At 68.5% G+C, this 15,315-nt stretch carries 18 protein-coding genes, 1 tRNA gene and 1 pseudogene; 12 read left to right on the top strand and 8 right to left on the bottom strand.

What is annotated here, in order from left to right:
* The first annotated feature begins 51 nt into the window (after window positions 1-51).
* Window positions 52-501 carry an Hsp20/alpha crystallin family protein gene (locus tag KEC56_RS08140; protein WP_227530532.1) on the top strand — a complete coding sequence of 150 codons (450 nt, stop codon included), beginning with the start codon at window positions 52-54 and terminating at the stop codon, window positions 499-501.
* Window positions 502-644: 143 nt separating this feature from the next.
* Window positions 645-1,196: a YflT domain-containing protein gene (locus tag KEC56_RS08135; RefSeq protein WP_227530531.1), complete on the top strand. Its 552-nt coding sequence runs from the start codon at window positions 645-647 to the stop codon at window positions 1,194-1,196.
* A gap of 390 nt (window positions 1,197-1,586) precedes the next feature.
* Here the strand turns inward: KEC56_RS08135 and KEC56_RS08130 are convergent.
* Window positions 1,587-1,936 (bottom strand): annotated as a pseudogene (locus KEC56_RS08130) (IS3-like element ISMyma3 family transposase); the annotation flags it as partial.
* 64 nt (window positions 1,937-2,000) lie between these two features.
* Window positions 2,001-2,073, bottom strand: a tRNA-Leu gene (locus tag KEC56_RS08125).
* A 55-nt stretch (window positions 2,074-2,128) separates the two neighbouring features.
* On the opposite strand from KEC56_RS08125, the gene KEC56_RS08120 reads away from it, so the two are divergent.
* From KEC56_RS08120 to KEC56_RS08110, 3 genes are all read left to right on the top strand, one after another.
* Window positions 2,129-3,358 carry an alanine racemase gene (locus KEC56_RS08120; RefSeq protein WP_227530530.1) on the top strand — a complete coding sequence of 410 codons (1,230 nt, stop codon included), beginning with the start codon at window positions 2,129-2,131 and terminating at the stop codon, window positions 3,356-3,358.
* Window positions 3,355-4,668, top strand: a complete 1,314-nt coding sequence (locus KEC56_RS08115; protein WP_227530529.1) for a D-arabinono-1,4-lactone oxidase — start codon at window positions 3,355-3,357, stop codon at window positions 4,666-4,668. Before KEC56_RS08120 ends, KEC56_RS08115 begins: the two co-directional genes overlap by 4 nt.
* Window positions 4,669-4,737: 69 nt before the next feature.
* On the top strand, window positions 4,738-5,304 hold the full coding sequence (locus KEC56_RS08110) for a LemA family protein (protein ID WP_227530528.1): 567 nt from the start codon (window positions 4,738-4,740) through the stop codon (window positions 5,302-5,304).
* A gap of 3 nt (window positions 5,305-5,307) precedes the next feature.
* On the opposite strand, the gene KEC56_RS08105 is transcribed toward KEC56_RS08110, so the two are convergent.
* Entirely contained in the window at window positions 5,308-5,781 is a 474-nt protein-coding gene (locus tag KEC56_RS08105) for a hypothetical protein (protein WP_227530527.1), read from the bottom strand.
* The gene (locus KEC56_RS08100) at window positions 5,778-7,037 is read right to left on the bottom strand and encodes a winged helix-turn-helix domain-containing protein (RefSeq protein WP_227530526.1); all 1,260 of its coding nucleotides are present in this window, start codon (window positions 7,035-7,037) and stop codon (window positions 5,778-5,780) included. The genes KEC56_RS08105 and KEC56_RS08100 overlap by 4 nt, the downstream gene beginning before the upstream one ends.
* Window positions 7,038-7,117: 80 nt before the next feature.
* On the opposite strand from KEC56_RS08100, the gene KEC56_RS08095 reads away from it, so the two are divergent.
* Both KEC56_RS08095 and ilvA read left to right on the top strand, forming a co-directional pair.
* Window positions 7,118-8,311, top strand: a complete 1,194-nt coding sequence (locus KEC56_RS08095; RefSeq protein ID WP_227530525.1) for an AI-2E family transporter — start codon at window positions 7,118-7,120, stop codon at window positions 8,309-8,311.
* On the top strand, window positions 8,308-9,537 hold the full coding sequence (ilvA, locus tag KEC56_RS08090; RefSeq protein ID WP_227530524.1) for a threonine ammonia-lyase: 1,230 nt from the start codon (window positions 8,308-8,310) through the stop codon (window positions 9,535-9,537). The genes KEC56_RS08095 and ilvA overlap by 4 nt, the downstream gene beginning before the upstream one ends.
* 111 nt (window positions 9,538-9,648) lie before the next feature.
* Here the strand turns inward: ilvA and greA are convergent, their stop codons facing one another.
* Both greA and KEC56_RS08080 read right to left on the bottom strand, forming a co-directional pair.
* Window positions 9,649-10,137, bottom strand: a complete 489-nt coding sequence (gene greA / locus KEC56_RS08085) for a transcription elongation factor GreA (protein WP_175985822.1) — start codon at window positions 10,135-10,137, stop codon at window positions 9,649-9,651.
* Window positions 10,138-10,250: 113 nt separating this feature from the next.
* Window positions 10,251-10,637: a DUF4307 domain-containing protein gene (locus KEC56_RS08080; RefSeq protein WP_227530523.1), complete on the bottom strand. Its 387-nt coding sequence runs from the start codon at window positions 10,635-10,637 to the stop codon at window positions 10,251-10,253.
* 67 nt (window positions 10,638-10,704) lie between these two features.
* Here KEC56_RS08080 and KEC56_RS08075 point away from each other — a divergent pair, with 67 nt between their 5' ends.
* Window positions 10,705-10,965: a hypothetical protein gene (locus KEC56_RS08075; RefSeq protein WP_227530522.1), complete on the top strand. Its 261-nt coding sequence runs from the start codon at window positions 10,705-10,707 to the stop codon at window positions 10,963-10,965.
* A 15-nt stretch (window positions 10,966-10,980) separates the two neighbouring features.
* Here the strand turns inward: KEC56_RS08075 and KEC56_RS08070 are convergent, their stop codons facing one another.
* Window positions 10,981-11,454 carry an S-ribosylhomocysteine lyase gene (locus tag KEC56_RS08070; RefSeq protein WP_175985824.1) on the bottom strand — a complete coding sequence of 158 codons (474 nt, stop codon included), beginning with the start codon at window positions 11,452-11,454 and terminating at the stop codon, window positions 10,981-10,983.
* A gap of 30 nt (window positions 11,455-11,484) precedes the next feature.
* Window positions 11,485-12,219 (bottom strand): PAQR family membrane homeostasis protein TrhA, encoded by a 735-nt coding sequence (trhA, locus tag KEC56_RS08065; protein WP_227530521.1) that lies wholly within the window; start codon window positions 12,217-12,219, stop codon window positions 11,485-11,487.
* A 100-nt stretch (window positions 12,220-12,319) separates the two neighbouring features.
* Between trhA and KEC56_RS08060 the strand changes: the two genes are divergently transcribed.
* The 4 genes from KEC56_RS08060 (at window position 12,320) to phoH2 (ending at window position 15,314) form a co-directional block, all read left to right on the top strand.
* A complete protein-coding gene (locus KEC56_RS08060) occupies window positions 12,320-13,102 on the top strand; it encodes an isoprenyl transferase (RefSeq protein WP_227530520.1) in 783 nt (260 codons plus the stop codon).
* Window positions 13,103-13,243: 141 nt separating this feature from the next.
* Entirely contained in the window at window positions 13,244-13,411 is a 168-nt protein-coding gene (locus KEC56_RS08055; protein WP_227530519.1) for a hypothetical protein, read from the top strand.
* Entirely contained in the window at window positions 13,408-13,764 is a 357-nt protein-coding gene (locus tag KEC56_RS08050; protein ID WP_227530518.1) for a kynureninase/PvdN C-terminal domain-containing protein, read from the top strand. The genes KEC56_RS08055 and KEC56_RS08050 overlap by 4 nt, the downstream gene beginning before the upstream one ends.
* 188 nt (window positions 13,765-13,952) lie before the next feature.
* Window positions 13,953-15,314 (top strand): RNA 5'-3' helicase PhoH2, encoded by a 1,362-nt coding sequence (phoH2, locus tag KEC56_RS08045; protein ID WP_372456254.1) that lies wholly within the window; start codon window positions 13,953-13,955, stop codon window positions 15,312-15,314.
* The last annotated feature ends 1 nt before the right edge of the window (window position 15,315 follow it).

The raw sequence follows: 15,315 nt of genomic DNA, 5'->3' as shown, positions 1-15,315 counted from the left end.
GGGCATCGGGATAGACCCGAGGACCCACATACGGAAAGGAAAAGATTCATCATGGCAATGTCGTTCGATCCTTTCAGCGAGCTCGACCGCCTCGCGTCCGGCCTGCTTCAGTCCCGTCCGGGACCGCGTGTGATGCCGGTCGACCTGTACCGGGAAGCTGACCGTTACATTCTCACCGCCGACCTGCCCGGGGTCGAACCGGAGTCGGTAGACATCGACGTCGACGGTCAGCTGCTGACCATCCGCGCCCAGCGCGCTGTACCCCGCACCGAGGGAGCCAAGTGGCTCGTTCAGGAGCGACCGGCGGGTACCTATCTCCGCCAGTTCAGCATCGGTGAGGGTGTGGACTCGGCGAACATCTCCGCCTCGTACGACAACGGCGTGCTCAGCCTGGTCATCCCAGTAAGCGAAAAGGCAAAACCCCGCAAGATTCAGGTCCTGAGTCAGGACTCGACTCAGGAGCAACGCCCGGCCGTAGATCCATCGACGAGCCAAAGTTAGCCAGACGACAAGCCCCACACCGACATAGAACATGCCGCGGGTGTAGGGCACAGAACAAACCAACTCGATGCTTCTCGTTCGCGGCACGCGCCGAAAGCAAACAAGGGCAAAAGTTCATCCAGTTCTCGCTAAAGGAGTAGTCCATGACCAACCCCGAGGCCCCTCGCAACAATCCTCCGGAACAGGACGTTAACAATCCTCCGAAACAGGACGCTAGTGAGTTCTCGTCCACCAATGACCCCCGCTGGAAACAAACGATCGCGCGGTTCTCTGACTACGCCAGTGCGCAGGCAGCGGTTGACCGTCTTTCCGACGCCGGTTTCGCTGTGGAACGAGTGGCGATCGTGGGGCTCGACGTTCGTGTTGTAGAGCAGGTACTCGGTCGCTTGACAGGAGGAAAGGCCGCGCTACGGGGCGCAGCCGTCGGAGCATGGTTCGGTGTTCTGCTAGGTCTGCTGTTCGGGCTATTCGCCCCCGGATTCGGTTGGCTGGCCATCGTGATCATCTCGGTCGCCTCTGGCGCAGTTTGGGGCGCTTTGCTTTACTTCCTTGGGCACCTGGCTACGGGCGGCCGACGGGACTTCGACTCACTGGAGACCCTTGAGGCGGGCCACTACGAGGTCCAAGTGGAAGCACCATACGCTGCGGAGGCTGCTCGTCTCCTCGCGGACCAGACCGCCCACCCCGGAGACTGAAAAGGTGTGACTCGCCCGGGCATGTCCGGAGAGTGTTTTGCTGGTGTCAGCCGGCTCTTGTGACCGGTTCGTTGCGAGCGTGGTCGAGCTACTCGACCTCGAATGGTGTGACGTCGTCGATGGAGCTGTGGGTGCGCTCCGTGTTGAACCAGAGCACCCAGGAAACCAGAGCACGCAGGGCGGGGTTGCCGCCTCGACCTGGTCGATGTCGTGCTGGGGCCCGTTGTGGTGGATGAGGTCGGACTTGTAGAGCCCGATCTGCGACTCCGAGAGGGAGTTGTCGTAGGCGGACGATGTCGTGCCCGTCGCGACGCAACCGCAGCCAGAGCTTGCGGGCCCCGAGCACCTTCCGATGCGCCTGTCACGTGGTCAGAATGATCCGTCGGCGCGGTCGTTGTGTTCGTCGATGAAGTCGACTATCGCTTGTGTGGCCGGTCGAGTTCGGCCGCGAAGAAAGCGGAGGCCGCCTTCAAGCTCTCGTTCGCCCGCCGCAACTCGGCGTCCTCACGCTTGAGCCGCTTGATCTCCACTGTCGCGTCAGTCCTCACACCGGGACGGTCTCCGGCGTCGACCTGCTCCCGGCGGATCCAGGTGCGGATCGTTTCCGGCGATCCGATCCCGACTATCTGCGCGACCGCAGTCATCGCGGCATACTCGCTCGGATAATCGGATCGCACCTCGGCGACCATACGGAAAGCGCGCCCACGAAGCTCGCGCGAATACTTACTGGGACGTCCCAGAAGACAGATCCCTCCAAGGAATCCTGTCGCCGGACATGCCGGGCCAAGTCGGACCGCTCCCCGGTGCCCCCACTGGGACTCGAACCCAGACTGAAGCGATTTTAAGTCGCCTGCCTCTGCCATTGGGCTATGGGGGCGTGACACCTCAGCCTACTCGCGCGTCTGCGCGGGCCGAGGTCGTAGGGTGGGGGAGTGCTCGACCTCACGGCTCTCTCGACGTCGCCCGCCGATCGCGCCTGGGAGGACCCCGCCCGATGGTGGCCGCGGCTGACGGAGGCCACTGCGCATCTGGCGGCACCGGTCGGAGTCATCGACCTCGACGCCCTGCGGCACAATGCGATGGACATGCTGGTCCGCGCGGGCGGCATCCCGATCCGGGTCGCCTCCAAGTCCGTACGGGTGCGGGCCGTCCTCGATGCCGTGCTGCGCATCCCCGGTTATCGGGGCATCCTGGCGTACGCGCTCGCCGAAGCCCTCTGGCTCGCCGAGACCCACGACGACATCGTGCTCGGCTACCCGACCGTCGACAGGGCGGGCCTCGAACGCCTCGTCCACGACGACGCGGCAGCCTCGCGCATCACGCTCATGGTCGACGACCCGGCCCACCTCGACCTCGTCGACAGCGTCGCCGCACCCCGATCACGAGCCGCTGTCCGCGTCGCGATCGATGCCGACGCCTCCTGGCGCTCCGCGGCGCTCGGGCATATCGGCGTGCGCCGCTCGCCCCTGTTCACCGCATCCGACGTGACGCGCTTCGCGCGCACGATCCTCGCCCGCCCCGGATTCAAGCTCGTGGGGCTCCAGATGTACGAGGCGCAGATCGCCGGACAGGGCGACAACGGCTCGGACGCCCCCGTCATCCGCACGGTGCAGGCGCGTTCTCGGGCCGAGCTGCGCACCCGCCGTGCGGAGATCGCCGACGCGCTCACCGACCTCGCCCCGCTGGAGTTCCTCAACGGCGGGGGGACCGGATCGCTCGAGTTCACCGGCAGCGACGAGGCCGTCACCGAGGCCTCGGCCGGGAGCGGGCTGCTCGGCGGGCACCTGTTCGACGGCTACCGGTCGTTCCGGCCCGCTCCGGCGAGCGCGTTCGCCTTCGACCTCGTCCGCCGCCCCGCCGCCGACATCGCCACCGTGCTCGGCGGCGGATGGATCGCCTCGGGTCCAGCCCTCGCCTCGCGCCAGCCGCGCGCGGTATGGCCAGGCGGCCTGCGCACGATGCCGCGGGAAGCGGCGGGCGAGGTGCAGACCCCGCTGCAGGGTCGTTCTGCGGCCGACCTGAGGATCGGCGACCGCGTGTGGTTCCGGCACGCGAAGAGCGGCGAGGGCGCCGAGCACATCGACGCGTACCGGCTCGTGTCGGGGTCCGAGGTGATCGACGAGCTTCCCACGTATCGCGGCGAGGGGAAGGCGTTCCTGTGACCAGACCCGGCGGCACATGGCAGAACTGGGGACGGTCGGCGTCGATCAGGCCCGCCCGCGTGGAGCGGCCGCGCAGCCCGGAGGGCGTGCAGCGCGCCGTGCTGGCGGCGATCGCGCAGGATCTGCCCATCAAGGCCGTGGGCGCGGGGCACAGCTTCGCAGGGATCGCCGTCGCCCCCGGTGTGCTGCTCGAACTCGACGATCTGCAGGGACTCGTCTCGGTCGACGTCGAACGGTCGCGGGTCACGCTGCTGGCAGGCACGCGCCTGCACCGCATCCCGCGGATGCTGGCACCGCACGGCCTGGCGATGCAGAACCTCGGCGACATCGATCGGCAGTCGATCGCCGGAGCCATCTCGACCGGAACTCACGGCACGGGCGCCGGCTTCGGCGGACTCGCCACCCAGGTCGTCGGCGCGACGCTGATCACGGCCGCAGGCGAGTTCCTGCGCGTCGATGAGAACGACAACCCCGAGCTGCTCCCGGCCGTCGCGCTGGGACTGGGCGCACTCGGCATCCTCGTCGAGGTGACGCTGCAGTGCGTGCCCGCCTTCGTCATGCACGCGATCGACGAGCCTGCGCCGCTCGAGGACGTCCTCGAGACCGTCCACGACCGTGCTGCGGCATCCGACCATTTCGAGTTCTACTGGTTCCCGCACACCGAGGTCGCCCTCACCAAGCGGCAGACACGGCTTGCGGAGTCCGCACCGCGCAGGCCACTGCCGGTGGCGGGGCGCTGGATCGACGAGACGCTCCTGTCCAACGGCGTCTACCGCGTCGTCTGCGCAGCGGGGCAGGTCATCCCCGCCATCACTCCGCCGTTCAGCCGGCTGGCGGTGAGACTGACCGGGGACCGCGAGTACACCGACCGGTCGCACACCGTGCTCACGCAGAGCCGGAACGTGCGCTTCCGCGAGATGGAGTACGCGCTGCCCGCCGAGAACGTCGTCCCGGCTTTCCGCGAGATCCAGCAGCTGATCCGCCGCAAGGGCTGGCGGATCGAGTTCCCCATCGAGGTCCGGTTCGCGGCCGCCGACGAGTTGTGGCTCTCCACCGCGCACGGCAGAGCGAGCGGATACATAGCCGTCCACCGGTACTGGCGCGCCGATCCCACCGAGTACTTCGAGGCCGTCGAGCAGATCTGCCTCGAACACGGCGGCCGGCCGCACTGGGGCAAACTGCACACGCTGGTTGCGCGCCGGCTGCGGGAGCGCTACCCGCGGTTCGACGAGTTCACCGCCTTGCGCGATCGGCTCGACCCCGAGCGGCGGTTCGCGAACCGGTACCTGGATCGGGTGCTCGGGCAGTGACGATGCCCAGTTCACACGCAGGGTGCCTCGGTAGGATGAAGGAAAATCGGTCCAAGGGGGTTGCCTGACATGGAATGGCTCATTCCGGTACTGATCGTCGTCGCAGTACTGGTGCTCGTCGGCATCTACCTCTGGGCGACGTACAACTCCCTGGTCCAACTGAACGTCCGCGTCGACGAGGCATGGAGCGGCATCACGGTCCAGCTCAAGAGACGCGCCGACCTCATCCCGAACCTCATCGAGACGGTCAAGGGATACGCCTCGCACGAGAAGGCGGTCTTCGAGAACGTCACGCGCGCCAGGGCCGAGACGCTGGCCGCGGCGAGCCCCGGTGAGGCGGGGATCGCCGAGGGCCACCTGCAGCAGGCGCTGAAGAGCCTGTTCGCCGTCGCCGAGGCGTATCCGCAGCTGCAGGCCAGCCAGAACTTCCTTCAGGTGCAGCACTCGCTCGTCGACACCGAGGACAAGATCCAGGCCGCCCGGCGCTTCTACAACGGCGGCGTGCGCGAGTTGAACACCAAGATCAAGGTGTTCCCGAACAACCTCTTCGCCCGAAGCCTCGGATTCACCGAACGCGAGTTCTTCGAGGTGGCCGACGGCGCAGCGATCGCCGAGCCGCCGCGCGTGCAGTTCTGATCGTCACCACACCGACAGCACGACGCCGACGTTCTTGACCATCACATCACCGCGCAGCTTCCAGTCCTCGGTGCGGTAGGTCACGGAGGTCGACTCGCCGTCCGTGCCCGTCCCGGTGAGGGTCGCGACGAGCACGCCGCCGTCGGCGCGGAACGTCGGCAGCGTCACGGCGAGCATCGGCGGTTCCTCGACGCGGAACCGGATGCCGTCGACCTCGGCGAGCCCTGCCGCCCAGGGGATCCGGAAGCCGCACGCCTCCGGGATCTCCGTCGAGGGGCGGATGCACGCCTCGACCACGGCATCCAGTCGCTGCTGGGCCGCCGCCTCCAGTTGCGCATCGCTGAGCTCCACTCCGGTTCCGGACGCAGATCGCGGGCCTGTGGCCGTGCGCGGCCAGAGCGTTACGACGACGACGGCGACCACGACAAGTCCGACAGCGACGATCACTGCGACGCCCACGCGCGCCCGTCTGGTCACGCAGGCACCTCGCGATGGTGCACGTGCCGTGCGATCCCGCCGCGCGCGACGTGCAGGGCGCCTGCGACGGCATCGGCCGCGTCGCCCCACCCGGAGACGGAGATGTTCTCCAGACCCTGCCAGGATGCCGCCAGGGCCAGCTCCTGAGCCACGGCCTCGGCGTCCTCGGGACGCGCGTGCGGCTCCCACCACGCCGACTGCACCTGCAGTGTCGACGACGAGCGTTCGGCCTTCAGATCCACGCGGGCGACGATCCGATCGCCGACCAGGACGGGCAGTGAGTAGTAGCCGAAGCGGCGCTTTTCGGCGGGCACGTAGATCTCGATCCGGTAGTCCAGGTCGAACGCGCGCAGTGCGCGTTCGCGGAACCACACGACGGGGTCGAACGGTGTGAGCAGAGCTGCGGCGTCCACGCGGCGCGGGACGACGGCGTCCCGGTGCATCCACGCCGCAACAGGCTTGCCGCCGCGCTCCCACCCGCGCACCTGCACGGGGCTGAGCTCTCCGGCGTCGACGAGGTCATCGATCGCGCGGCGCACCGCCCCTCGGTCACGGATGCGGTAGTAGTCCGCGAGGTCGGTCTCGGTGGCGACCCCCTGGGAGCGCGCGGCGCGGTGCATCAGCTCGGTGATCGCATCCTGCCGCGGCACCTCGCGGGCACGCACCTCTTCAGGGATCACGTGCTCCTCAAGCGCGTACACCCGCTCGAACCCCCGCCTGCCGCTGATCGCGACGTCACCGATGCGCCACAGGTGCTCGAGAGCGATCTTGACCTCGTCCCAGTCCCACCAGCTGCCTCGATCACGAGGGGCGTCGGCTCGCAACTCGGCCGGCCGGAGCGGGCCTCGATCACGAAGCTCGTCCTGCACCCAGGCGAGGGTGCGGGCGTTCTGGCTCGCCCACGAGTCCGGGGCCGACCATCGCCGCCGGAAGTCATCCATGCGGAACCGCCAGAGCGACCAGTCCTCGACAGGCACGAACGTCGCCTCGTGGGCGAGGTACTCGACGTAGTGGGTCGTCCTGGACAGGAAGACGCGGTCCAACAGCGCGGGGTCGTAGGAGCCGAGCCGCGAGAAGAGCGGCAGGTAGTGGCTGCGGGCGAACACGTTCACCGAGTCGATCTGCAGCACCCCGAGGCGTTCCATCGCCGCGTGCACGTGCCGTGCGGCGACGGTCGCCGTCGGGCGGCGACGGGTGAATCCCTGGGCGGCCAGGGCTGCGCGTCTGGCCTGTGCGGCGCTGAGGGTCTCGGACACCCGGTCAGCGTACCCTCGGCGTCCGACAAGGGGACGGCGGCGGCACAGCATCCGCACAGGCCCGCAGCTAGACTTGGCCCATGACGGACCAGCAGCGCCCCCGCAAGCGCGATCTCCTGTGGGGTCGCATGCCCACGGATCGGACGGTCTCGACCGAGGCCGACAACGCCGTTCCGCTGTCGTTGCGCGTCAGCGCCGCCTACGCGTGGCGCCTGCTGCTGATCGCCGCGGCCGCCGGTGTCATCATCTGGATCGTCATCCAGCTCAAGCTCCTCGTCATCCCGCTGCTCATCGGCATCCTCATCACCGCGCTGCTGTGGCCCGCATTCGAGTGGATGCTGCGGCACCGCTTCCCGCGCTGGGTGGCCATCGTGATCGCGCTGATGGGGACCATCGCGATCGTCGCCGGACTGCTGTGGCTGGTCGGATGGCAGATCAGCCGCGAATGGCCGCAGGTCCAGGTGCGCACCACCCAGGCCGTCGACGAGTTCCGGCAGTACCTCATCGACGGGCCGCTGCACCTCACCGAGACGCAGATCCAGGACTACATCGATCAGGGTTTCGCGCTCATCCAGCAGCAGGCCGAACTGCTGTGGTCCGGCGCGCTCGCGATCGGCACGACCGCCGGTCACGTGCTCGTCGGCGCGCTGCTCACCCTGTTCATCCTCATCTGCCTGCTCGCCGACGGCGCGGGCATCTGGCGGTGGGCGACCAAGCTGTTTCCGCGTGACGCTCGCCCCGCCGTCGACGCAGCCGCACGCAGCGGATGGCGCACGGTCGTCAACTACGCCAAGACGCAGCTGCTCGTCGCGACGATCGACTCGATCGGCATCGGCCTCGGAGCATTCCTGCTCGGGGTGCCGCTGGCGATCCCCGTCGCGGTGCTCGTCTTCCTCGGCGCGTTCGTCCCGATCGTCGGCGCCGTGACCACCGGAGCGGTGGCCGTGTTCCTCGCGCTCGTCTACAACGACCCGTGGAACGCGTTCTGGATGCTCGTCGTCGTCATCGGCGTGCAGCAGTTCGAAGGCCACGTGCTGCAGCCGATCCTCATGGGGACCGCCGTGAAAGTGCATCCCCTCGCCGTGGTCCTCGTCGTCGCCGGCGGATCGATGATCGCCGGCATTCCCGGCGCCCTGTTCGCCGTCCCGCTCGCCGCGTTCGTCAACGTCGTGGCCGTGACGTTGAGCACGGGCTCGTGGCGCACCGGCCGACAACCCGCCGGCGATCTCATCTGGAGCACAGTGCCGCGCGAGCGGCGACGGAGGAATACATGAGCGCAGTCCCCACCCTGGCCGAGTTCGAAGAAGCCGCACGGGGGCTGGAGAGCGTCATCTCCCATACGCCGACACTGCCGTCCAGAGCGCTGTCGGACATCCTCGGATCGCCCGTCGTGCTGAAGATGGAGAACCTGCAGCGCACCGGGTCGTTCAAGATCCGCGGCGCGGGCCACCGGCTCGCTCAGCTCACCGCTGAGGAGCGATCGCACGGCGTGGTCGCGGCATCCGCCGGCAACCACGCGCAGGGCGTCGCGCTCGCGGCTCAAGCCCTCGGCATCCCGGCGACGATCTTCATGCCGCTCGGCGTTCCGGTGCCCAAGCTCCTGGCCACGCGCGGCTACGGCGCCGAGGTCGTCCTCGAGGGCGAGACCGTTGCCACATCCCTGCGCCTCGCCGCCGAGTTCGCGGAGCGGACCGGCGCCATCATGATCCACCCGTTCGACCACCGCGACATCGTGATCGGTCAGGGAACGCTCGGTCTCGAACTGATCGAGGACGCTCCGGACGTCGACACGATCCTCGTCGGAATCGGCGGGGGAGGCCTGATCGCGGGCGTCGCCGCAGCGGCGAAGGCCGCGGCCGAGAAGAACGGACGGACCGTCCGTGTCATCGGCGTCCAGGCCGAGAACGCCGCCGCCGTCGCGCCGTCGCTCGAGGCAGGGCATCCGGTCGAGATCACGACGCACCCGACGATCGCCGACGGCATCCTCGTCGCCATGCCAGGGGATGTGCCGTTCGAGATCATCCGCGACCTCGTCGACGAGGTCGTCACGGTCAGCGACGACGACATCGCCCGCGCCCTGCTCATCCTCCTCGAGCAGGCCAAGGTCGTCGTCGAGCCCGCCGGGGCCGTCGGCGTCGCAGCGATCCTCGCCGGCAAGGTGCACGACACCGGTAACACGCTCGCAGTCCTCACGGGAGGCAACATCGACCCGCTGCTGCTGCAGCGCGTCGTCTCGCACGGGCTGGCGGCATCCGGTCGCTACCTGACGGTCCGCATCCCGCTGCCCGACCGTCCCGGCCAGCTGGCGCGGGTCTCGGAGCTCGTCGCCGAGGCCGGAGCCAACGTCATGGAGGTCATGCACACCCGCCACGGCCAGGGTCTGCAGATCAGCGAGGTCAGCCTGCAGCTGAGCATCGAGACGCGCGGCGCCGAGCACACCGAGCTGACGCTCGACACGCTGCGCCGGGCGGGATACGACCCCATCGTCGTCCCCGACTGATCCCGTCCTGCCGAGGCCCGATCGACAGACGACGAGCCGCACGAAACACCAGGGCCGCGCCGAGACAGCGACGAATCGTCGCAGTCTCGGCGCGGCCCTGCGGTCTCGGCGTCAGCCGGCGTAGGTCTCCACGCCGGTGACCTCGACCGAGATCGACTTGCCGTTCGGGGCTTCGTACGACGTCTTCTCACCGATCTTGAGTCCCAGGATGGCCTGGCCCAGCGGGCTCGCCTCGCTGTACACGTCGAGGTCGGTGTCGCCGGCGATCTCGCGGCTGCCGAGCAGGAACTGCTCCTCGCCACCCGCGACGATCGCGGTCACGACCGTGCCCGGCTCGACGATGCCGCGGCTCGCAGGGGCCTCGCCGACCTTGGCGGTCTTCAGCAGCTGCTCGAGCGTGCGGATGCGCGCCTCCTGCTTGCCCTGCTCGTCCTTCGCGGCGTGGTATCCGCCGTTCTCCTTGAGGTCGCCTTCTTCGCGGGCCGCTTCGATGCGCTTGGCGATCTCGTCGCGACCGACGGTGGAGAGGTGCTCGAGCTCGGCAACGAGCCGATCGTAGGCTTCCTGCGTGAGGAACGGGACCTGAGCGTCTGTGGACACAGCGTGCTCCTTCATCGAACGCCCTTCAGGGCGAGTGTGCTGACCGCCGTCACGGCGGAGGGGATATGCCAAGACGCCCCGGCTCAGTGCCAGGGCGTCGTCTGAAGAGGATTCTATGCGACCCAGCAGGAGTTCACCAAACCTGTGGTGGCCTCCGCGACGGTCGGCACCGTCGTGCTCAACTGCTGAAGATGCTCCTCGGATGCCGGGATCTCGACGATCTTCCACCCCACGATGCCGAACTCCTCGTCGAGCGCCTCGATCGCGCACGCGACGTCCTTGCCCTGCCCGCCGGTGACCTGGAACAGCACCGTCACACTGTGCTCGTCAGCGACCTCGAAACCCAGATCGTCGGCGTCGACGGAGTTGGCGGACTGCATGAACGTCATCCACCCGAACACGCCCACCACGGCGATCACGAGCAGGATTCCGACGATCCACGGCAGCCGCCGGCGACGGGTGCGCCCGTACCGCTCATCGAGCTCTTGCGCGGTCGTCACGGCGGGTGCCTTTCGGTCGTTAGGCTGGAGTTCCAGGTTACGCGACCTGAGATCGAGAGGCGGACAGATGATGGTGCTCTTCGGAATGGTGCTCACCGGCACCGAGACCCCGATGCCGACGCCGTCGATGACCGTCGACCCGAACTCCGTCACCCCGGGGCCTGCGGGCTTCGCGGTGATCGTCATCGTCGTGATCGCCGTCGCGCTGCTCATCTGGGACATGAACCGGCGCGTGCGCCGCGTCCGCTACCGCGCCGAGGTGCGCGAGGAACTGGATGCCGAAGAGGCAGCGGCCCGCGAGAGCGACGAGCAGAACCCGCCGGCCTGAGCGGGCCCGAGCGCGTCAGACGCCGACGCGCTCGAACGGGTCGAGGCTGATGCCCTGCTGGAGGATGCGCTTGGACCACTCGCGCGCACTGTGCAGGCTGTGGTCGCGGTAGTTGCCGCACTCGACCGCGCTGACCGCGGGCACCTGCTCCCAGGTGATCTCCTCGGCGATCGCGGTGAGACTGCCGCGCACAGCATCCACGATCTGCGCGACGTCGGGCTCGCCCCAGGTGATCAGGTGGAAGCCCGTGCGGCAGCCGAACGGCGAGATGTCGATGATGCCGTCCATCCGGTCGCGCATGAGGCTCGCGAGCAGGTGCTCGATCGTGTGGAGCCCTGCGGTGGGGATCTCGCCCTCGTTGGGCTGGACGAAGCGCACGTCGAAGTTCGAGATCGCGTCGCCCTTCGGGCCGTTCTCGACGCCGATCAGGCGCACGTAGGGGGCGCGGACAGCGGTGTGATCGAGCGTGAAGCTCTCGACATCGGCCATGGGTCTCTCCTTGGTTGTTGTCGGCGGCGCTCAGCCGGGAAGGCCGAGCGAGGGGGAGTGCGGGGCGAGGGAGATCAGCAGGCACGCGGTCCAGTGGCACAGGAACGCCAGCACGGTGCACAGATGGAACAGTTCGTGGAACCCGAAGTGGCCCGGCCAGATGTTCGGCTTCTTCAGCGCGTACGCGACGGCGCCGAGTGTGTAGAGCACACCGCCGACGCACACGAGCACCATCATCGCGACGTTGGCGATCACCAGGTCGACCATGTACATCACGGCCGCCCATCCGAGCACGAGGTACAGCGCGACGTACAGCCAGCGCGGTGCGCCGATCCAGAACACGCGGAACAGGATGCCGAGGATCGCACCGCCCCAGACGAGGCAGAGGAGCAGGACGCCCTTCTCCGGCACGAGGGCGTTCACCGCGAGCGGCGTGTAGGTGCCGGCGATCAGCAGCAGGATGTTCGCGTGGTCGATCCGCTTGAGGATGAGCTTGGTCTTCGGCTTCCAGTTGATGCGGTGATAAAGCGCGGAGTTGCCGAACAGCAGCAGCGAGCTCGCCATGAAGACGGCAGCAGCCCACTTCGCCGGTGCCCCGTGGGCGAGCACGATCAGCACGATGCCGGCGGCGATCGCGACGGGGAAGGTGCCCGCGTGCAGCCAGCCCCGCCATGTCGGCTTGATCTCCACCTCGGCGTCGGCGGATGCGGCCTTCAGCAGCGGCAGCTCGGGAACAGGAACGGCGTCGGTCTCGGGTGCGCTCACGTGCTCACTCTAAGACGACCTCCATGCCGTGAAGCGCACATATCCGGGATCCACAGCACCGTCACACGGGTCTGCGAGGGTTGCGCGGTAGCGTAGGCACGTGAATGCACGTGCGAGCGAGGGCCGGGGCCCGCTGTATCGGCTCTACAGCAACCGCCTCCGACGCCGTCTCGACGCGGCATCCGTCCCGCATCACGTTGCGATGATGATCGACGGCAACCGGCGGTGGGCCAGGCAGCTGGGATTCGACTCGGCGGCGGACGGGCACCGTGCAGGAGCGGCGAAGATGCGCGAGTTCCTGGGGTGGTGCGATGAGATCGGCGTGCGGGTCGTGTCGCTGTATCTGCTCTCGAGCGACAATCTCCGCAAGCGCGAGTCGAAGGAGATCGAGGACCTCATCGAGATCATCGCCGAGCTCGCCGAGTCGCTGTCGCAGCAGGCCGGTTGGCGGGTCAAGCACGTCGGCCGGAGCGACATCCTGCCCGAGGAGCTCGCGCGGGTGCTGCGCGACGCCGAGGAGCGCACGAAGGCCAATTCAGGTCTCCACGTCAATCTCGCCGTCGGCTACGGCGGACGCAACGAGATCGTGGATGCCGTGCGCTCGATCATCGCGAAGCACGATGCGTCCGGAGGGAGTCTGGAGGACCTCGCCGCGAACCTCACGCCCGAGATGATCGGCGAGCACCTCTACACCGGCGGGCAGCCCGATCCCGACCTCGTGATCCGCACCAGCGGCGAACAGCGTCTCAGCGACTTCCTGCTGTGGCAGAGCGCGCACAGCGAGTTCTACTTCGTCGAGGCACTGGGGCCCGATCTCCGGCAGGTCGACTTCCTGCGCGCCATCCGCGACTTCACCGACCGCGATCGGCGCTTCGGGCGCTGACCACCGCACCCGGGACTGGGGCGGCCTGCCCATACTCGCCGGCGGGCTCCACGGGAGACTCATCGAGCGAGCGCATTCGACGACTATCTCCCCACCTTCGACGGCGATCCCGGCTACCTCGATTGGGCAGCCTTCGGGCCGATGTCCCAGGCCGTGCGCGCCGAGGTGTTCGCCGATGCCGATCTGCTCGGCAGCGGACGTCCCTCCTCGCGCAAACTCGTCGCCGAGCGGCTCGACGAAGCCCGGGCGCTCGCCGCCGAACTGCTCGGCGTCGCCGCCGACACCGTGACCCTGCAGCCGTCGTCGTGAGCGGCGGCGATCAGCTCGGCGTCGCGCGGCTGGCGATCGCGCTGCGAGACGTGCGCGACCCCGGAGTCGGCGCGATCGACGAGGCGATCAGCGGGCGCGTCGACGTCATCCTCCAGATCGCGGAGCGCCACGGCATCCCGGTGCTGACCCCGCGCGAGCGCGAGCGTCGCGGCGGGATCGTCGCCCTCGCGCCCGAGGCGCCCGCCGCTGTCTCGGCGGCGCTCACGAACGCCGGCGTCGTCGCCACCACACGGGGCACGACGGTGCGGGTCGCGGCCCATGCCGGCACCACGGACGACACGCTGCGCATGCTCGACGACGCCCTCAGCACGGTCGTCGGAGCGGGCGCCTGAGCGCGCCCGAGAGTTAATCTGCGCGTAACCCGCGCTTCGGGCGTGTCGAGTCCGCGGATGCTCGTCGGCGGTCGTACGTTCAAGGCATCGGACACGGTGTCCGGTCGAGTCGGCCCTCAGGTTCGCGGCTCGTGACCCCAGGTCGACTCGTGGCATAGCCGGGAAGAATCCCGGGTCGGGAGTGGGTCGTGACCACACGTACAGCACAGCAGTCCACCCGTCAGGCCTCGCGCCGGTCGTCCTCGGACGAGCCGGATCAGGACCTCCGCACGTACGTGCTCGACACGTCGGTGCTGCTGTCGGATCCCCAGGCGCTGTTCCGCTTCGCCGAGCACTCGATCGTCCTCCCGGTCGTGGTGATCACGGAGCTCGAGGGCAAGCGGCACGATCCGGAGATCGGGTACTTCGCCCGCCAGGCGCTGCGCCACCTCGATGAACTGCGCATCGAGCACGGGCGCCTCGACTTCCCGGTGCCCGTCGGCGAGGGAGGCACCCTCCGGGTGGAGCTGAACAACTCCGACGCCAGTGCGCTGCCCAGCGGCATCCGACTCGCCGACAACGACAGCCGCATCCTCGCGGTCGCCATGAACCTCGCCCAGGACGGTCAGGACGTCACGATCGTCTCGAAGGACCTCCCGATGCGTGTCAAGGCTGCATCCCTCGGCCTCAGCGCGGAGGAGTACCTCGCCGAGCAGGCCGTGGACTCCGGCTGGACCGGGATCGCCTCGCTGGATCTGTCGGGCGACGACATCAGCGATCTGTACGAGAGCGAAGTCGGCATCAGCGAGGACGCCCGCGGGCTCCCGGTGAACACCGGCCTCATCATCCACTCCGAGCGGGGCTCGGCCCTCGGCCGCGTCACGGGCGACGGCGAGTACCGGCTGGTGCGCGGCGACCGCGAACTGTTCGGCATGCACGGACGGTCGGCGGAGCAGCGCATCGCCATCGACCTGCTGCTCGACCCCGAGGTCGGCATCGTGTCGCTGGGCGGACGCGCGGGAACCGGCAAGTCGGCGCTGGCGCTCTGCGCCGGACTCGAGGCCGTTCTCGAGCGCCAGCAGCAGAAGAAGATCATCGTCTTCCGTCCGCTGTTCGCCGTCGGCGGCCAGGAACTCGGCTACCTGCCCGGAGACCAGAACGAGAAGATGGGCCCATGGGGGCAGGCGGTGTTCGACACCCTCGGCTCGGTCGTGTCGGGCAACGTCATGGACGAGGTCGTCGAGCGGGGCCTCCTCGAGGTGCTGCCGCTGACGCACATCCGCGGTCGCTCGCTGCACGACGCATTCGTGATCGTCGACGAGGCGCAGTCGCTGGAGCGCAACGTGCTGCTGACGGTGCTCAGCCGCATGGGTCAGAATTCGCGCGTCGTGCTCACGCACGACGTCGGACAGCGCGACAACCTGCGTGTCGGCCGCCACGACGGCATCGCCTCGGTGATCGAGACGCTCAAGGGACACGACCTGTTCGGCCACGTGACGCTGATGCGCTCCGAGCGCTCCGCCATCGCGGCCCTGGTCACCGACCTGCTGGAGGGCGGCGAGCTCAGCTGAG

It is taken from the genome of Microbacterium tenebrionis, assembly GCF_020682665.1.
In the GTDB taxonomy this organism is placed as follows: domain Bacteria; phylum Actinomycetota; class Actinomycetes; order Actinomycetales; family Microbacteriaceae; genus Microbacterium; species Microbacterium tenebrionis.
This window is presented reverse-complemented; position numbering and strand designations above follow the sequence as displayed.